General features: G+C 53.8%; 13 protein-coding genes. 7 read left to right on the top strand and 6 right to left on the bottom strand.

Annotation, left to right across the window (positions count from 1 at the left end; translation table 11 throughout):
• From ABIE64_RS08465 to ABIE64_RS08445, 5 genes are all read right to left on the bottom strand, one after another.
• Positions 1–834, bottom strand: a complete 834-nt coding sequence (locus ABIE64_RS08465; RefSeq protein ID WP_354377125.1) for a DODA-type extradiol aromatic ring-opening family dioxygenase — start codon at positions 832–834, stop codon at positions 1–3.
• A gap of 149 nt (positions 835–983) precedes the next feature.
• The gene (locus ABIE64_RS08460) at positions 984–1,196 is read right to left on the bottom strand and encodes a DUF3185 family protein (RefSeq protein WP_063093359.1); all 213 of its coding nucleotides are present in this window, start codon (positions 1,194–1,196) and stop codon (positions 984–986) included.
• A 183-nt stretch (positions 1,197–1,379) separates the two neighbouring features.
• The gene (locus tag ABIE64_RS08455; protein ID WP_354377124.1) at positions 1,380–3,014 is read right to left on the bottom strand and encodes an autotransporter domain-containing protein; all 1,635 of its coding nucleotides are present in this window, start codon (positions 3,012–3,014) and stop codon (positions 1,380–1,382) included.
• A 400-nt stretch (positions 3,015–3,414) separates the two neighbouring features.
• Positions 3,415–5,283 (bottom strand): autotransporter domain-containing protein, encoded by a 1,869-nt coding sequence (locus ABIE64_RS08450; protein WP_354377123.1) that lies wholly within the window; start codon positions 5,281–5,283, stop codon positions 3,415–3,417.
• A gap of 179 nt (positions 5,284–5,462) precedes the next feature.
• Positions 5,463–6,029 carry an isochorismatase family protein gene (locus ABIE64_RS08445; protein ID WP_354377122.1) on the bottom strand — a complete coding sequence of 189 codons (567 nt, stop codon included), beginning with the start codon at positions 6,027–6,029 and terminating at the stop codon, positions 5,463–5,465.
• A gap of 104 nt (positions 6,030–6,133) precedes the next feature.
• Here ABIE64_RS08445 and ABIE64_RS08440 point away from each other — a divergent pair, with 104 nt between their 5' ends.
• Positions 6,134–8,419, top strand: a complete 2,286-nt coding sequence (locus ABIE64_RS08440; protein WP_354377121.1) for a hypothetical protein — start codon at positions 6,134–6,136, stop codon at positions 8,417–8,419.
• 74 nt (positions 8,420–8,493) lie between these two features.
• Here ABIE64_RS08440 and ABIE64_RS08435 read toward each other — a convergent pair whose 3' ends face one another.
• Complete coding sequence (locus ABIE64_RS08435) at positions 8,494–12,204, bottom strand: vitamin B12-dependent ribonucleotide reductase (protein WP_354377120.1); 3,711 nt, start codon at positions 12,202–12,204, stop codon at positions 8,494–8,496.
• Between the two features lie 982 nt (positions 12,205–13,186).
• On the opposite strand from ABIE64_RS08435, the gene ABIE64_RS08430 reads away from it, so the two are divergent.
• The 6 genes from ABIE64_RS08430 to ABIE64_RS08405 all read left to right on the top strand — a co-directional run bounded on the left by ABIE64_RS08430 (position 13,187) and on the right by ABIE64_RS08405 (position 16,714).
• Positions 13,187–13,549, top strand: a complete 363-nt coding sequence (locus ABIE64_RS08430; RefSeq protein ID WP_341363790.1) for an NADH:ubiquinone oxidoreductase subunit NDUFA12 — start codon at positions 13,187–13,189, stop codon at positions 13,547–13,549.
• A 156-nt stretch (positions 13,550–13,705) separates the two neighbouring features.
• Complete coding sequence (mlaD, locus tag ABIE64_RS08425) at positions 13,706–14,221, top strand: outer membrane lipid asymmetry maintenance protein MlaD (protein WP_037991687.1); 516 nt, start codon at positions 13,706–13,708, stop codon at positions 14,219–14,221.
• A 154-nt stretch (positions 14,222–14,375) separates the two neighbouring features.
• A complete protein-coding gene (locus ABIE64_RS08420; RefSeq protein WP_007091962.1) occupies positions 14,376–14,621 on the top strand; it encodes a hypothetical protein in 246 nt (81 codons plus the stop codon).
• A 6-nt stretch (positions 14,622–14,627) separates the two neighbouring features.
• Positions 14,628–15,071 (top strand): DUF2155 domain-containing protein, encoded by a 444-nt coding sequence (locus ABIE64_RS08415; RefSeq protein WP_071241428.1) that lies wholly within the window; start codon positions 14,628–14,630, stop codon positions 15,069–15,071.
• A gap of 421 nt (positions 15,072–15,492) precedes the next feature.
• Positions 15,493–16,086, top strand: a complete 594-nt coding sequence (locus tag ABIE64_RS08410; protein ID WP_037991693.1) for a YceI family protein — start codon at positions 15,493–15,495, stop codon at positions 16,084–16,086.
• Positions 16,087–16,159: 73 nt separating this feature from the next.
• Positions 16,160–16,714 (top strand): cytochrome b, encoded by a 555-nt coding sequence (locus tag ABIE64_RS08405; RefSeq protein ID WP_114094290.1) that lies wholly within the window; start codon positions 16,160–16,162, stop codon positions 16,712–16,714.

The following is a 16,714-nucleotide window of genomic DNA, read 5'->3' as shown; positions in this document are numbered from 1 at the left end:
TCAGGCCGTTTGATGAATGTTTTGGGGATCGTCAAAGCGCAGGGCCGTCATGGCAAGGTTGCCGAATTCAAAACTGTCATGCAGGGTTTCAGGCATGAAACCCTCGTCCGCCGCACCGAGTGCCACATAAAACGGCATCAGGTGATCGTCTTCGGGATGAGCCAGGGCGGCGTGCGGGGCCTGTGCGCGGTAATCAAGCAGGGCATTGATATCACGGGTGGCCAGTTTGGCCAGCATCCAGTTGGTAAATTCCTGCGCCCACGGATCAATCGGGCCTTCGTTGCGATCAAGGGCGCGTAGATTGTGGGTCATTGCCCCGCTGCCGATCACCAGAACACCCAGATCGCGCAAGCCGCGCAGTTTTTTACCCAGTTCAAAATGATCTGCCGGGCTGCCATGGGCCAGCATGGAGAGCTGAAATACCGGGATATCGCCACCGGGGCGGGCGATGATCAATGGCATCCATGCACCGTGATCAAGACCGCGCGCGGCATCGGTGGCGGCCCCGATCAGACCGGCGATTTCGGATGCCAGTGCGGGATCGCCCGCAACATCATAATGCAGGTCATAAAGCGGTTTGGGAAAGCCGTAAAAATCGTGGATGGTTTCCGGGCGGGCTGCGGTCGAGATGGTCGGTGTCGCGGTCTGCCAATGGGCCGATATGATCAGGAGGGCGCGCGCGCCATCAAACTGATTGCCAAGATCGCGGGCAAAGAAATCGAATGCCGGGGTGCTTTGACGCGCGACCAGCATCGGCGATCCGTGCGAGATGAAGATCGGCGCGAGATTGTCCTGCGGGGCGGCAGAAGCAGAGGGGGCAACGGGACTGGTCATGGTGGGGCACCTCGACATTCACAAAACATTGATTGCGAATATGTGCCTGTTTGGTCCACCTGACCAGTCACCGTTCGTCAACAGTGTGTTGCCATCACCCGCGAAAGGGCGGTTTGGGGAAACAATGACAACAGCCGGATCGGGAAGGATCAGCGGGCCTTGGCACCAAACATCATCATGATGAAGCCCCCGACTGCGGCGGCACCACCGGCGATGAGATACCAGAGCGTTTCATCGGTGTAGCTGCCAAGGAAGGTTTCGGAAAGCTGATCGGCGGCACTATCGGATGCGTTGAGACCAACGATCAAAAGAGCAATGCCGATGACGCAGATGACGATGCCGGCAATACGACTGATGGGCATTGGGGGCTCCTGTTATTTTTGTTTGCGTTTGCGCGTGTCCCGAAATCGGGATTTGTGTAACAGAGATCACAACGCGGCTTTTGCGCAGTTGTTCCCGCGGGTAAATAATTGATCTGGCTGGATGTATGGTGAAACGCAAAACCCCCGGCCTGTGGCCGGGGGCTTCTGGTTGCGTGCCTGCGATCAGAAAGGCATCGATATCTGGATTTCGAGCCTGCTGGTGTCGGTATCGTCATCATCATTGGCAATCGACATCATGTGGCTGAATGCAAGTTCGCTACTAAGCCTGCCGGTATCAAAGCCCAATCCGGTGCGGATGCGCTGATTGCCATATTCGTTGAGGTTGCTGGCAAAGAACGGTTTGACGATCCCGATGGAGCGGCCATCATCGCCAACAAGTTCAAAGCCATAAATGAGCGTGCCGCCGATGGTGTATTCGTTATAGTCCGAACGACCGGCAAGATAGTTGCCTTCAAGGGCGGCACTCAGACCGGTAACAGAGTCAGACAGTCGGACACCACCACCAATTTCAAACGCGGTTTTGTCATTGTTGATTTCATTGGTGAAGTCATGAACCAGACCGGTTTCGATGAAAGGCGTCACGGTCAGGGTCGGGGTTGGCGCAAGATCGTAAGCGGCTTCGATGGCTGGTCTGATCTGCCGGGTGTTCGAGGTCGTGCCGGCAACGGCGGTGTTGTTGCTTTCGGTGTAACCATCAACCGTTTTGCGTGCGGCAATAAAGGCCACGGACGGTGTCAGAGAGAGTGGCACGGTTTCGTGCGGGCGGATCATGTAGGAAGTATTGAGCTGGGCGTACCAGATGTCAGATTCCGTGTTGCCGGAAACCGCATTGTTATTGCGCGTCACATCAATGTCGCCCATGCCAAAGCCCGCCTGGCCGGAAATGGTCAGTCCGTTGACGGGGCTGTAGATCGCATAGGGTGAAACGACCCATCCCTTTTCCTGATAGGAGCCGTTATTGAAGGATGTGGTCAGGTCGGTATCGTTATAGCCAAGCGACAGACCCGCCGTCAGGCTTTCGGCAAACCGGTAATCCAGCCCGACATTATAGCCCCAGACATCACCGTCATAGCGGCTGTCGGTGGTGCCATTGACATAGTCGTTATCGACCGACGTGTATGATCCGTGGCCCCAAATCGTGAAGGGGGATGCGGTTTCAAAGGCAGAACGGCCGTCAACACCACTGGCACCGCCTTTATTGCCCTGATCTGTCGGGCCAAGGCCCAGCATGTGCATGCCTTCACCGGTCGAGCTATCAAAGCTTCCCATCATGGCGATGCGGCGCAGGGCGTTATCATCGTCGGTCAGGTTGGTGGCGCTGCGGTGGTAAGCCGGGTCATAGACAAGATTGGCATTTGTATCATTGTCATTACTGTTTCCGGCGCTACCGCTTCCGGTGCCAATCCCGCCGCCGGAGGTCGATCCGCCCGTTGCGGCACCAGCCGGGGTGCCAACAACGGAGAGCCGGGCACCAATATTCTGTGAGATCACGGTCGTCTGGGAACGTGACACAGATGATACGACGGTCGAAGATGTTGTGGACTGGCTTTTTTCGGATGATCCGGAAGTTGGGGCTACCGCTTCGGCGCAGGATATGTCCAATAAGAGGGACGGAACGACGCCGTTATTGATCAGCACGCTTAACCGACCGCCGGTCGTGTCGCGTGGGATGGTAATCGTTTCGGTCACTGTATCGCTGGCAGCGACTGTGCCGCTTCGCGTGATCACCTGGTTGCCGTTGGCGCTGTCTGTATAGGTAAAGACATAAGGTATACCGACGCCATTGTTGTTTGTCATTGTGACCTTTGGCGTTTCGTTTACTTCGAACGCCGAAGTCGAACCACTTACGCCGTTTGTGCTGCCATCAAACGTCCACGCCGTACAGCCTGCACTTTTTGCATACGCTTCAGTGGAAATAATTGATGCTGCGCCTATCAGTGCCATCCCCAGCACGACTGGTCTCTTTAGAAGAGATACTTTCCATTTGCCCATAATATGCCCCCTTGGAATCGTCTTTCGCTGGTTTTAGAAAACAGAGAATGACGCGCATGGGTTGATTTATAAGTAGAAAATTCACTTAATTGCAAGACGTTAAGTACACGATGCTAAAACAGGCGTAAGTGAGGCTTTGTCCAATCAGTTGCCAGCAAGGCAATGGGCGGGCAACGTCAGGTTTGACCGCGTCGCCCGCCAGAGATCAGAACGGCATCGATATTTGGATTTCTAGCCTGCTGGTATCGGTGTTGTCATCGTCGTCATTGGCAATCGACATCATGTGGCTGAGTGCAAGTTCGCTGGTAAGCGGACCGGTATCAAAGCCAAATCCGGCGCGGATGCGGTGATTGCCATATTCGTTGAGGTTGCTGGCAAAGAACGGTTTGACGATCCCAAGGGATCGGCCATCATCGCCGGTCAGGATAAAGCCATAGGTCACCGTGCCGCCGATGGTGTATTCGGTGTAATCCGCACGCCCGGCAAGATAGTTGCCTTCAAGGGCGGCATTCAACCCCGTGAGGCTGTCAGACATTCGAACCCCGCCGCCGATATTGAACGCGGTTTTGTCATTGTTGATTTCATCGGTGAAGTCATGGATCAGGCCGGTTTCAAGGAAGGGCGAGATGATCAGGCTTTGGGTCGGGGTGAAGTCATAGGCGGCCTCGATCGCCGGTCTGATCTGCCGGGTGTTGGATCGGGTGGTGGCATTGGTTGTGCCATCGCTTTCACGATAGGCATCAACCGTCTTGCGTGCGGCGATAAAGGCCAGTGACGGGGTGAGGGACACGGGCAGGGTTTCAATCGGGCGGACCCGATAAGAGGTGGTCAGGGCGGCATACCATATGTCAGATTCCGTATTGCCCGATACCGCACCATTATCGCGGGTGACGTCAATATCGCCCATGCCATATCCGGCTTCGCCCGATATGGTCAGGTTTTCAATCGGGCGGTAAATGACATAGGGCGATGCGACCCAGCCGGTTTCCTGATAGCTGCCATTGTTAAAGGATGTGGTCAGGTCGGTGTCGTTATAGCCAAGTGACAGACCGGCAATCAGGGCATCGGCAAAGCGGTAATCCAGCCCGATATTATAGCCCCAGACATCACCGTCATAGCGGCTGTCGGTGGTGCCATTGACATGGTCGTTATCGACCGCAGTAAAGGAACCATGCCCCCAGACGGTAAAGGGCGTGGTTGCGGCAAAGGCAGACCGTCCGTCAATGCCACCAGCGCCGCCAACATCACCACTATTTCCCCGGTCGGTCGGGCCAAGGCCAAGCATCTGCATGCCTTTGCCGGTGGAGCTGTCGAAGCTGCCGATCATCGCGATACGGCGCAGGGCGTCATCGCGGTCGGTGATGCTGTTGCTGTTGCGATCATCATCGAGCGTTGTGCCGGTCAGGCTGGTGCGATGGGGGCCAGTTTCGACCATTGAGGCTGTTCGGGCGGGCACGCTATCGGTATTGGTATTGTTGGCAGTGCTGATCACGGATGAGACACGCGCGCCGATATTCTGTTGAATGACGGTGGTTTGGGAGCGCGAGACGGCATTGACAACGGCGGAGGTGGTGCTGGCGGAGGATTTTAACTCTTCTGCTTCCGCGACCGGTTCTGTTCCGGCAACGCAGGTTGCGGTCATGTTGTACGTCGCGCCAATGGCCTTTATGGAAAGCTTGCCGTCTGTCGTATCGGCCGGGATTTGGAGGGTGAGGGTGACGGTGTCGCCAATGATGGTGCTGCCGGGCGTGACAGACCGCGAATTGGCGGCGTTATCGTTGTCGGTATAGGTGAAGGTGTAGTTGTTTGGCGAATTGCCGCTTTGATGTGTGAAGGTGACCTTGGCGACCTCCCACGCGCTAAAAACTTCGTTGGAAGTCACTATGGCGCTGGTACTAATTGTAAGGTTCCAAAAACCGCAACCGACGCTAATGGCGAAGGCGCTGTTGGCAAAGGGCAGCGACAAGCCTGTCAGGGCCAGCGCACAAAGCCCTTTTTTCACAACAGATTTGCACCCGGCGAGGAGCGAACGATCAGATCGTTCCTGTTTGAAGGTGCTTCTGATCTTATTCATTGTTTGCCATGCCCATACCCTTTTTGATCGGTGCCGATAGATCGGTCCGTTGCAAGAGCTTTAGGGGCGGCGCATTGTGGGGGCTATGCTTAAAGGGGGGATTGTGTCGTTTCTTGACACTAAGTGGATGGTCGTTGCGCAAAGTGGATAGAAGGCCCGGTTTTCGGGCCGCACTGTCGTTATGCGGGCAGGGCGGCGATCACGTCATCCGTCGTCGAAAGCGCGCAATATTCCGATCCCAGAACCGCGGCAAACAGGTCAAACACGGTTTGCGCATCGTGACGGATACCCTTGGCATCGGTGACATCAATCGCGGTGGTGGCATCGAGCGGCAGGATGACATCAAAGCCCAGACAGTGCGCGACCCGGATCGAGGCATCCATCGAATTGTGAATGACAACACCGGTAAAGATCAGGCGGGTAATGCCATGATCGCGCAGGTATTTTTCAAGATCGGTGGCGATGAAGGCGCAATTGACGTTTTTGGCAATCACCGGTTCGTCGGCCAGCGGGGCGACTTCGGGTTTGATCGCGTTGCCCGGCCCATCGGTGTGATAGGTCGAGGCGGGATTGGGTTCGTCATGACGGATATGGATCACCGGAAGGCTGGCTGCGCGAAAACCAGCCAGCAGATCGACGATTTTATCGACATAGCCGGGATTGTTTTTTGACGCCCATTTCGGATCGTCGATGGCCTTTTGCACGTCAAGGACGACAAGGGCGGTGTCCGAACTAACAGAGAACATTTTTCTATTATACCGTTCGATTTTTACGGGGATAAGTTAGAAATTTCTACTTTTGATGGTTAATGCTATTTTACCACTGCTATAAATTTGGTGGGTATTGAGCAATGAAAAAGAATCTTAATGGTGACGAGGTTGTTACTTCTAGTGCCCACGACTTAAAGGTTCAATATAACCAATTTTTAATTGACCCAGATAAACGTGCTGAATTTAAGGCGCATTTATTGGAGAATGCAGCTGCCGGAGTGGCAGATTTTCCTAAATATTTTGATTTGATGAAGGAAAAACTGAGAAGTAGTGATGGTTTTGGAATAATTGCATCACTGTCACACTACGGGCTCAGCTTTTTTGCCTCAAGTAAGGGAATTAAGGCACCTGCAAAAAAATCTATCGAGATTGATCAACATCATGTGGAACTGATGCAAGCTATCTTTCTTGCTGTTCCGGAAGATGAACTCGATCCTAGTATTTTAACGCCAGGCGTGATGCAAGTTGTCTTCGACGGTCTTCCCAAAGTTGGCCAGACATTCCTATTTCAGCGTTTTTTAGACGCGGAACGTGTTGAAGATAAAACAGAATTGCTAGTGATTTCTTTGCAAGAGCGAGTTCGTCTTCACACGCAAATGGTTCGCAATTGGGGATATTTTGGGCAAGTGGTATCCCTTGTAAATGATCTACTTGCTCCCATTGATGAAGATTTGAAAAAGCACTATGGCTTTGGAGGAACTGATTTCGTCGAGGTCGCAAAATCGGTCGTAGATGAATATCAGCAGAGGCAAAGTCTGCACTGGGAAGTAATTGGTAAGGTTCTTCGTGCGAGGAATCCCCGGGAAATGCTTAAAATGTATTACAAGTTAGTCCCGGACATTGAAGGGGATTCCGCAGTTTCGCTAGCCAGTTTGCCGCAGGATATTACAAAAATTCAGTTGATGAGCTTAATTATGGCTCATTTTGATCTTCGGTTGGCAGGTTTGGCAACATTCACTGCAGATGAAATAGCAACCAGAACAAATAAACCGAAAGAGCTGGTTGAGGCTGTTTTAGACGAACTGTCGCTTCCTTTAGGTGCACTTGTAGGAAATAATCCAGAATTCTTTTTCTTAGGAAACCCAGTATGGGATAAGCCGTTTGTAAAATTTGATGGGGCTTATTTTTCGGCACTGCCGCAAGCTGTGTTTAGTCATATTAATCGTATCCTTGACCGATTGGTGAGTGGAGCAAACATTAAGCAGAAATTTTCGGCTCTGAGATCGACTTTTCTTGAGCAAAAAGTTGAGGCTCTATTTCGGAAAGCTCTTCCGGACGCGGAAATCCGTCCTAGTGTCAAATGGCGTCTTGGGGATACCGAATACGAAACTGATTTGTTGGTGGTTATTGATAAGACGGTTCTTATTGCAGAGGCAAAGTCTCATCGTCTTACCGCTGAGGGACTTCGAGGTGCCCCTGATAGAGTAAGGCGCCACATAAACGAAATGGTGATAGATCCCTCGCTCCAATCAGAGCGCCTTGAAAAACTAATTTGGGATGCCAAAGAAGGAAATCAGGATTCTCTTCGAATTATGGAAGAGTTACGTATTGATCCATCAAAGATTGATCGGGTTATCAGGATTTCCGTGACGTTAGATGATCTCTCCCTGCTTAGCTCTGCTGAATCGGAGTTTAAGAAGGTTGGCTGGTTAGACAATGATCATAAACTAGCTCCGACATTTCTGCTTTCGGACCTGAGTTGTGTCGAAGAAGTACTCGATAATCCGATTTTATTTCTCCACTACTTAAACGAACGCTCACATTTCCAAAGCTCTTTAAGCCTGTTGGGAGACGAGCTTGATTTTCTTGGGCTATATCTTTTGACTGGGTTCAACAACGTTATCTTTGGTGAAGAAAATAAGAATTTGGTTCTCAGTGGAATGTCGGAGCCAATTGATCAATTTTTCATGGGCAGGGAAGCTGGTATCCGACGCGAAAAACCTAAACCGGAAATGCGGCCTTTGTTTCGGAGTATTATTAAATCTCTAATTGATAGAAAACCTCCTGGCTGGACTACGGTAGGCTTGCATCTACTTTCGTGTGCAGACCCGGCAGAGCAAAAAGCAATTGAAAGGTCTTTGGATAAACTTCGGTCTATGGTTCGAAAAAAATATCGAGATCCATTGCATCTAAACTCCCTTCAAATTACTCCTCCAGAAGAGCGTAAGGCCCACATAATATTTCATTTGTTCCCTGAAAAACTTCGTGATCATGCGAAGAGTACTATGGGGGCTTTAGCTGGAGACGCCCTTGAGGGAAATGAGAACGTCAAAACATGCGTTGTTTTCGGTCGGGGAACAGAATCTTGGGGACGTCCCTATGATTATTTGATGTTAGCCGGGCGTGGAGAGGTAGTAGAGGAATAATCAAAACAAAACCGGCCGGGAAATAATCCCGGCCGGTTTGCTGATCAGATCAGATTTGGGGGGTACCGGTCGGCTTACGAGCAGCCCGTGGTGCTTCCGCAAGAGTCACATTTCAGGCAGGTGCCGTTGCGTACAAGGGTGAAGTTGCCGCATTCGGGGCAGCCGTCGCCTTCGTAGCCTTTCATGCGGGCTTCGCGGATGCGGTCCAGTTTGGCATCCGTGGCCGACATGACTTCTTCGCTGGCGTTCAGGATCGCGGTTTCGCTGCTGGTCGGGGCAGCGGTGGTTGCGATGCTAGCGGTTTCGGCCTGATGGCTGTGGTCATGCGAGTGGGCATGATCGGTGCCGGTGGCTTTCATCACCACGCGTTCTTCGACCGGGGCACCGCCATCGACAACGTAAAGGTTGCGACGCACGAAGCCACTGGATGCGACCTTGCGGATGGTTTCAATCGCGCGGTCTTCGGCCTTGGCTTCCTCGCCAAGGTCGCCCTCAGCCACGCCCTTGCCAACGGCGTCCGGCAGAACGTCGGACGGCTGGACATGGGCGAGGTCGTTACGGCCCAGATAGGAAATGGCCAGTTCGCGGAACATGTAATCAAGGATCGAGGTTGCCATTTTGATGGCGTCGTTCCCGGAAACCATGCCGGACGGCTCGAAGCGGGTGAAGGTGAAGGCTTCGACATATTCTTCAAGCGGCACGCCATATTGCAGGCCGATGGAAACCGCAATCGCGAAGTTGTTCATCAGTGAGCGGAAAGCAGCGCCTTCCTTGTGCATGTCGATGAAGATTTCGCCAAGTTTGCCGTCTTCGTATTCACCGGTGCGCAGATAGACCTTGTGTCCGCCGACGGTGGCCTTCTGGGTATACCCCTTGCGGCGTGACGGCAGGGAACGACGGTCGCCACGAATGACGCGTTCGATGATTTTTTCGACGATCTGTTCGGAAACAGCGGCGGCCTTGGCAGCGGTCGGCTGATCGGCGTAATCGTCTTCTTCGACCAGGGCCGAGTTCAGCGGCTGGCTGAGTTTCGAGCCATCGCGATAGAGTGCGTTTGCCTTGAGGCAGAGACGCCAGGACAGCATATAGGCGTCCTTGCAATCCTGGATCGAGGCATTGTTCGGCATGTTGATGGTTTTCGAAATCGCACCGGAGATGAACGGCTGTGCCGCGGCCATCATGCGGATGTGGCTTTCAGCCGACAGGTAACGTTTGCCGATACGGCCGCACGGGTTGGCGCAATCGAAAACGGGCAGGTCTTCGTCCCGCAGATGCGGGGCCTGTTCGAGCGTCATCGCGCCGCAAACATAGGTGTTTGCCAGTTCGATCTGCTTTTTGTCAAAGCCAAGGGCGGCCAGCATGTCAAAGTCCATGCTGTTGAGTGCCTTGGCATCAAGGCCAAGCTGCTTGACGCAGTATTCTTCGCCAAAGGTGTATTTGTTAAACACGAATTTGATGTCGAATGCGTTGGCAAGTGCGCCTTCGATTTTCGAAATCGCATCATCGTCAAAGCCCTTGGCCTTGAGATCGTCATGGGTGATGGTTGGCGAACCCACCAGGGTGCCATGACCGACCGCGTATTTTTCAATGTCGCGGATCTGGCGTTCGGTATAGCCGAGTGTGGCGAGTGCCACCGGAACGGTGCGGTTGATGATTTTGAAGTAACCGCCACCGGCAAGCTTTTTGAACTTCACAAGCGCGAAGTCCGGCTCGATCCCCGTCGTGTCGCAATCCATGACCAGACCGATGGTGCCGGTCGGCGCGATAACGGTGGTCTGTGCGTTGCGGTAACCGTGCTTTTCGCCCAGTTCCAGCGCCTTGTCCCAAGCCGCACGTGCGGCAATCGGGAGTTCGGCATAAGGAGAATCAGCGGCAACCAGCGGCACCGGATTGATCGAAAGACCTTCGTAGCCTTCCTGTTCGCCGTGCGCGGCACGACGGTGGTTGCGCATGACACGCAGCATTTCCTTGGCGTTATCGGCATAGCCCGGGAAGGCACCGAGTTCGGACGCCATTTCGGCCGAGGTCGCATAGGAAACGCCACACATGATCGCGGTAAGCGATGCGCCGATTGCGCGGCCCTCGTCGCTGTCATACGGGATGCCCATGCTCATCAGCAGGCCGCCAATATTGGCATAGCCAAGGCCAAGCGTGCGGTAACGATAGGACAGTTCGGCGATACGATCCGACGGGAACTGCGCCATCAGAACCGAGATTTCCAGAACAACAGTCCAGAGACGCACGGCATGTTCATATGCCGCGACGTCAACGCCACCGTCGTCAGAACGGAAATTCATCAGGTTCAGCGACGCCAGGTTACAGGCCGTATCGTCAAGGAACATATATTCCGAGCACGGGTTGGACGCATTGATGCGACCCGAATTCGGGCAGGTGTGCCATTCGTTGATGGTGGTGTCGTACTGGATGCCCGGATCGGCGCACGCCCATGCGGCTTCGCCGACCTTGTCCCACAATTCGCGGGCGGCAAGGGTTTTATGAACCTTGCCATCGGTACGGCGGATCAGTTCCCAGTCGCCATTATCAAGAACAGCCTGAAGGAAGTCGTTCGAGACGCGAACCGAGTTGTTCGAGTTCTGACCCGAAACGGTCAGGTATGCCTCGGAGTCCCAATCGGTGTCGTAAGTCTTGAAGCTGATTTCGGTGAAGCCCTGACGGGCGAATTCGATGATCTTGTTGATATAGCTATCGGGGATCATCACCGCACGGGCGGCCAGCACGGCTTCTTTGAGCTGCGGGTTGGCACGCGGCAGGAAGCGATCCTCGGAATCGGCGGCACCGTCCCAGTTGGTGCAGGCAGCCAGAACGTCGGTCAGGTGCTTTTCGGCCAGTTTCGAACCGGCGACGAGGGCCGCGACCTTCTGTTCTTCGACGACTTTCCAGTCGATATAGTTTTCGATGTCCGGGTGGTTGATATCCACCACGACCATTTTGGCCGCACGGCGCGTGGTGCCGCCCGACTTGATCGCACCAGCAGCACGGTCCCCGATTTTAAGGAAGCTCATGAGGCCGGAAGAACGGCCGCCACCGGAAAGCGTTTCGCCTTCGCCGCGCACGTTCGAGAAGTTCGAACCGGTGCCCGAACCGAATTTGAACAGGCGGGCTTCACGGGTCCAGAGATCCATGATGCCGCCCTCGTTGACGAGGTCATCGGAAACCGACTGGATGAAGCAGGCATGGGGCTGCGGATGTTCGTACGCGCTGGCCGATTTGGTCAGTTCGCCGGTTTTGAAATCAACATAGGAGTGACCCTGCGCCGGGCCATCAATGCCATAGGCCCAATGCAGACCGGTATTGAACCATTGCGGCGAGTTCGGCGCACCCATCTGGTGGGAGAGCTGATAGCGCATTTCATCGAAGAAAGCCTGGGCATCGGATTCGGCATCGAAATAGCCGCCTTTCCAGCCCCAATAGGTCCAGGTGCCCGCAAGGCGGTCAAAGACCTGGGTGGCGCTGGTTTCGCTGATATAGCGGCCTTCTTTCGGCATTTTTTCGAGCTTGGCCTTGTCCGGTGCCTGACGCCAGAGCCAGGACGGAACGTCCTTTTCCTTGACCGGTTTCAGCGCGACCGGAACACCCGCCTTTCGGAAGTATTTCTGCGCCAGGACGTCACTTGCCACCTGCGACCAGGAGGACGGGACGTCGATATCTTTCATTTCAAAAACAACCGATCCATCGGGGTTTTTGATGACGCAGGATGACTTACGAAAATCGATGTCTGCGTAGGGGCTGACACCTTCCTGGGTGAACTTTCTGCTGATCCGCATGGTCTGCTCCGTTTTGGTCAGACTTGATGTCGTGCGCATAAGCACCAACACGGCCTGAACATTATATAGTTTGCTCAACGCTCATACGCTGCCCCCTGGCCCTTATAAACGGCCATGATTGGGCGAACGGAATTCGGTAATCTGTGGTGGTGGTTCCTTGGTTGTCCCCCCTTGGAACCGTCCTGTCCGTGGGCAGGACTATAAGGGGAAAATTTCGGGCTCGTCCACCAAACTTTGTGGTTGACATCAATTTTTATCACTAGATGTAGTGTTTCAATTGACGTCGCGCATATCTGATGTTTGGAAAATCTCGTTAAGATTGTTTAAACGCGCGGCAAGCCCGCGGAATACTGCGCTTTTGCCGCGGCGGCAGCGAGGGCAAGCCCGTAAGACTCGGACTACATGTTGTGCCGGGACGAGAGAACCCCCACAAGGCAAAAACAAGCTAACGCCGTTTGGATTTGAAATCCAGCATCAAGCACAAACAATCTTGTTCCTGCTGTTTTGTTAGCATGAAAAAGTTCGATAACATTTTGATATTTATGTGAAAATCGTTGTTTCCGTCCGGCGCGAATTTTCAAGCCGGGCAGGGTATGTTTCAAACCGTTCGCGTTGAAATGCTGTGGATAAACAGGTGGACAAGGCGGCGTGATGATTGTGTTGCAATGAGTCGGGCATACACAAGTGGTTGTGGGTTGTTTTGATGGTGTTTTCGCGGAGTCATACCCCATATTGTGTGTATATTGTGTGTCTGTGGTGGTTTCGGGCGGCCGTGTGCGGGAAATGCGATATGATGGCCTGTCTGAAACATTGACTTTGCGCTAACATCACGACATATAAGGTCCTTATTGACCGCCGGACACAGGCCGCAAAATCAGACCCGCCAGCAAACACCGGTTTGCACATAACCGGTTTGCATATACGGGCCTTTTGTCTGCGCGCCGCCGAAGGCGGAAGAACCAGATCTGGAGAGAGACCACACATGGCCACCGTCGGGACCCGCATTTATACCGCGCTGTATGGCAAACGCGTCGGCGAAGACCGTTTTGGAAATATCTATTACACCGAAAAGAAAGCCGCCAATGGTCGCCGTGCGAAACGCTGGGTGATCTATAAAGGTATTACCGAGGGGTCCAAGGTTCCGGCTGAATGGCATGCATGGCTGCATTACACCGTTGATGCGCCGCTGTCGGAAAAGGCCGAAGACCGTTATGACTGGCAGAAAGAACATCTGCCGAACCTGACGGGGACCAAGCATGCCTATCGCCCGAAAGGCCATGAATATAGCGGTGGCAAGCGTGCGAAAGCGACCGGTGACTATCAGGCATGGTCGCCGGAAGGCTGATCAAAGATCGGTATATTCTGCATCCGGGCGCGACAATATGTTGGCGCCCGGTTGTGTTTTTGCTGTGTTTTGCCTGATGGTAATTGACCCGGTTGTTTTTTCGGGTCGCACAAGACAATATGCAGATCAACAAGATACCACAGACGGATCGTATCCATGAGCAACAGACTGATCGAGAGCCTTGCCGGGGCAGCCGTAATCGCAGTGGCGGTCGGCTTTGCGGCCTATTCCTATTCCCGGGCGGGCATCGAGTCTGTTGACGGATACGAACTTTCGGCAAACTTCAACAGGGTTGATGGTTTGGTGGTTGGCAACGATGTGCGGATTTCGGGCGTCAAGGTTGGTTCGGTCACGGCACAGGACCTGAACCCGCAGACCTATATGGCCGTCGTCAGGATGACGGTGCGTTCGGATATCGAATTGCCGACCGACAGTTCGGCCAAGATTGCATCGGACGGTTTGCTCGGCGGCAAGTTTGTATCGCTGGAGCCGGGCGGGGATATCGATATGCTGGCCCCGGGCGGCGAGATTGAATACACGCAAGGATCGGTCAATCTGGAAGAACTGATCGGGCAGGTGATTTATTCGTCCGGTGGCGGTGCTGGTGGTGGCTCCGGTGGGGGTGCCAATAATGAGGCGGGCAGCACTTCATCGGAAGAAAGCCCGCAATAGGCAGACAGGGCAGATCGGTAAAGGCGGCCATGATTTTGCCGGTTTTGCAGGTCAGTTTCCCGGAATATCCTTTGGGCAGCTTGCGTGAAGCGATGTCGACACCGATATTCTCGGCAGATATCCAGAGCAGATCGAAAGGCAGCGGAGCCAATTGATGAGCAAGTCTGAGAGCATGAACAAGAATTTCCCCACATGGCAGGACCCGAAAGGGGCGCCGCTTTCGTGTGTGGAGAAAATCAAGGTTCTGAACGAGAATTTCGGCGAACTGCGCGACATGATGCAGGACGCCATGGAAGACGCGTTGCTGATGGGCTGCGACGAGGAACAGTTCCGCCAGGTGATGCGCAGCGTCGTTGAAGAGCTGCACAATCCCTATGGCAAGCCAGACGATCAGGACTGATTATTGATGAAAACCAAGATAGTGTTTGGTGCTGCTGTTGGGGCGGTTGTTTCGGTGGCGGCAATGACGTCTGCCTTTGCGCTGGATTACCGCCCGGCCGAGATCGCCCAGCTTCAGGGGCTTGATAAAATCACCGCGCGTATTTCGACATTCGAGGTACCGGTCGGGCAGATGGCGAAATTCGGCACGCTTTCGATCCGGGTGGATGCCTGTTATCGCACGCCGCCGGAAGAGCGCCCGGAAAGTGCCAGTTTCCTTGAAATTTCGGACCAGCGCGAAGATGCCAGTGGCACGGTTGATCAACTGTTTTCCGGCTGGATGTTTGCATCTACCCCCGGTCTGTCAGCCCTTGAACACCCGGTTTATGACGTTTGGGTCAAGGAATGCATTGATGCAGGCGATCAGGGAACCGGGGCCACCGAACAGGGGCAACCGGCACCGGCCCAATAATCTTGCCGCCGGGAATGCGTGATGCGCCATGTGTCCCTAAAACCTTCGGAGCATCAATTGTTTCCCAATGCTGGCCGATGCACAGTGTGTCGGCCACAATTGTTTGTACGGGATGATTTGTGACGGCGTGATTTCAAGCGGTTTGACGTTACGTCATGCGGGGGATTCGCAGCGTGGATGATGCGCCGTTTGCCTGTTGTTGCGCGAAATTGCGGGCAAAGTGCCGTGATTTTAGTTTCAATATAAGACCGTTCTCATTCTGGATAAAATAAGGCGGAAACGCCGATGATTGTTTCCATATGAGAAAATGAGTGTTGAGGACTGCCCGACTTGAGGCGGCGGAGGTCAAGTGTCATTCTCTGTTCAGTTTGTTGCGATGCGGTATTGTGTGTCGGACGATTTTGAAACAAGGGATGTGCATATGTTTACTTCGATCAAAAAGGCCGGTTTTGTTCTGGCGATTGCGGCGGGTCTTTCGGGTGCGGCTTTTTCGGTGCAGGCAGCCGAGAATTACAAACTTGATCCGACGCATACCAGCGTGATTTTCATCGTTAACCATCTTGGTTTTTCCAACTTCCAGGGCCGTTTTGGCGGCACGAGCGGCGAACTTACCCTGGACCGTGAAAACCCGGCAGCATCGTCGGCCACCATTTCGATTGACCTGACACAGGTCGATAGCGGTGTCGAGGGCCTCGACAATCACATGAAAACCGCTGATTTCCTGAATGTTGAACAGAGCCCGACCGCGACGTTCAAAAGCACTTCGGTTGAGATGACTGGCGACAAAACCGCCACCATCACCGGCGATCTGACCCTTTTGGGCCAGACCAAGCCGCTGGTTCTGGACGTGACGCTGACCGGTGAAGGCGATCACCCGATGACCGGTGATCATGTTCTTGGCTTTGGCGCGACCGGCACGGTGACCCGTTCGGAATATGGCATGAACTATCTGGTTCCGGCTGTCAGCGACGAAGTCGAACTTCAGATTTCGGCCGAGTTCCTGAAACAGAAATAATGATACTGACACACCGGCGGCGGCAGATGATGGCCCCGCCGGTGTGCCTGTTTTTGATCAGAAAGGATCACATATGGCGCTTCGCAGTACGCAAACGGGCTTTGGTCCGGTGACCAAGGGGTTTCACTGGCTGATTGCGATCCTGTTTGTCACCATGTTTGCGATTGGCTGGTATATGGATCTTCTGCCGCTGGGACTGGAAAAGCTGGCATGGATTTCGCGCCATAAATCGATTGGTGTGACCATCCTTTTGCTGGTGGTTTTACGCATCATCTGGCGTCTGGCCGAACAGACACCGGAAGGGCTGGGCGAAAAGGCATGGGAACGACAGGCCGCGAAGCTTGCGCATTTCGCGCTTTATGCCGTGATGCTGGCCATGCCGCTTAGCGGGTGGTTGATGTCGTCGGCGGCGAATTTTTCGGTCAGTGTGTTTGGCCTGTTCACGCTTCCTGATCTGGTCGGGCCGGACAAGGTGCTTTATGAACAGCTTCGCTTTACCCACTGGATATTGTCCTGGGTGATTGTCGGCCTTGTCGGGCTGCATGTGGCGGCGGCTTTCAAACATCATTTTATCAATCGCGATGCGACGCTCCGCCGGATGCTTCCGGGGACGGGGAAAGGGAATTGA

Source organism: Thalassospira sp. MBR-102 (genome assembly GCF_040549275.1).
GTDB lineage: Bacteria > Pseudomonadota > Alphaproteobacteria > Rhodospirillales > Thalassospiraceae > Thalassospira > Thalassospira xiamenensis.
This window is presented reverse-complemented; position numbering and strand designations above follow the sequence as displayed.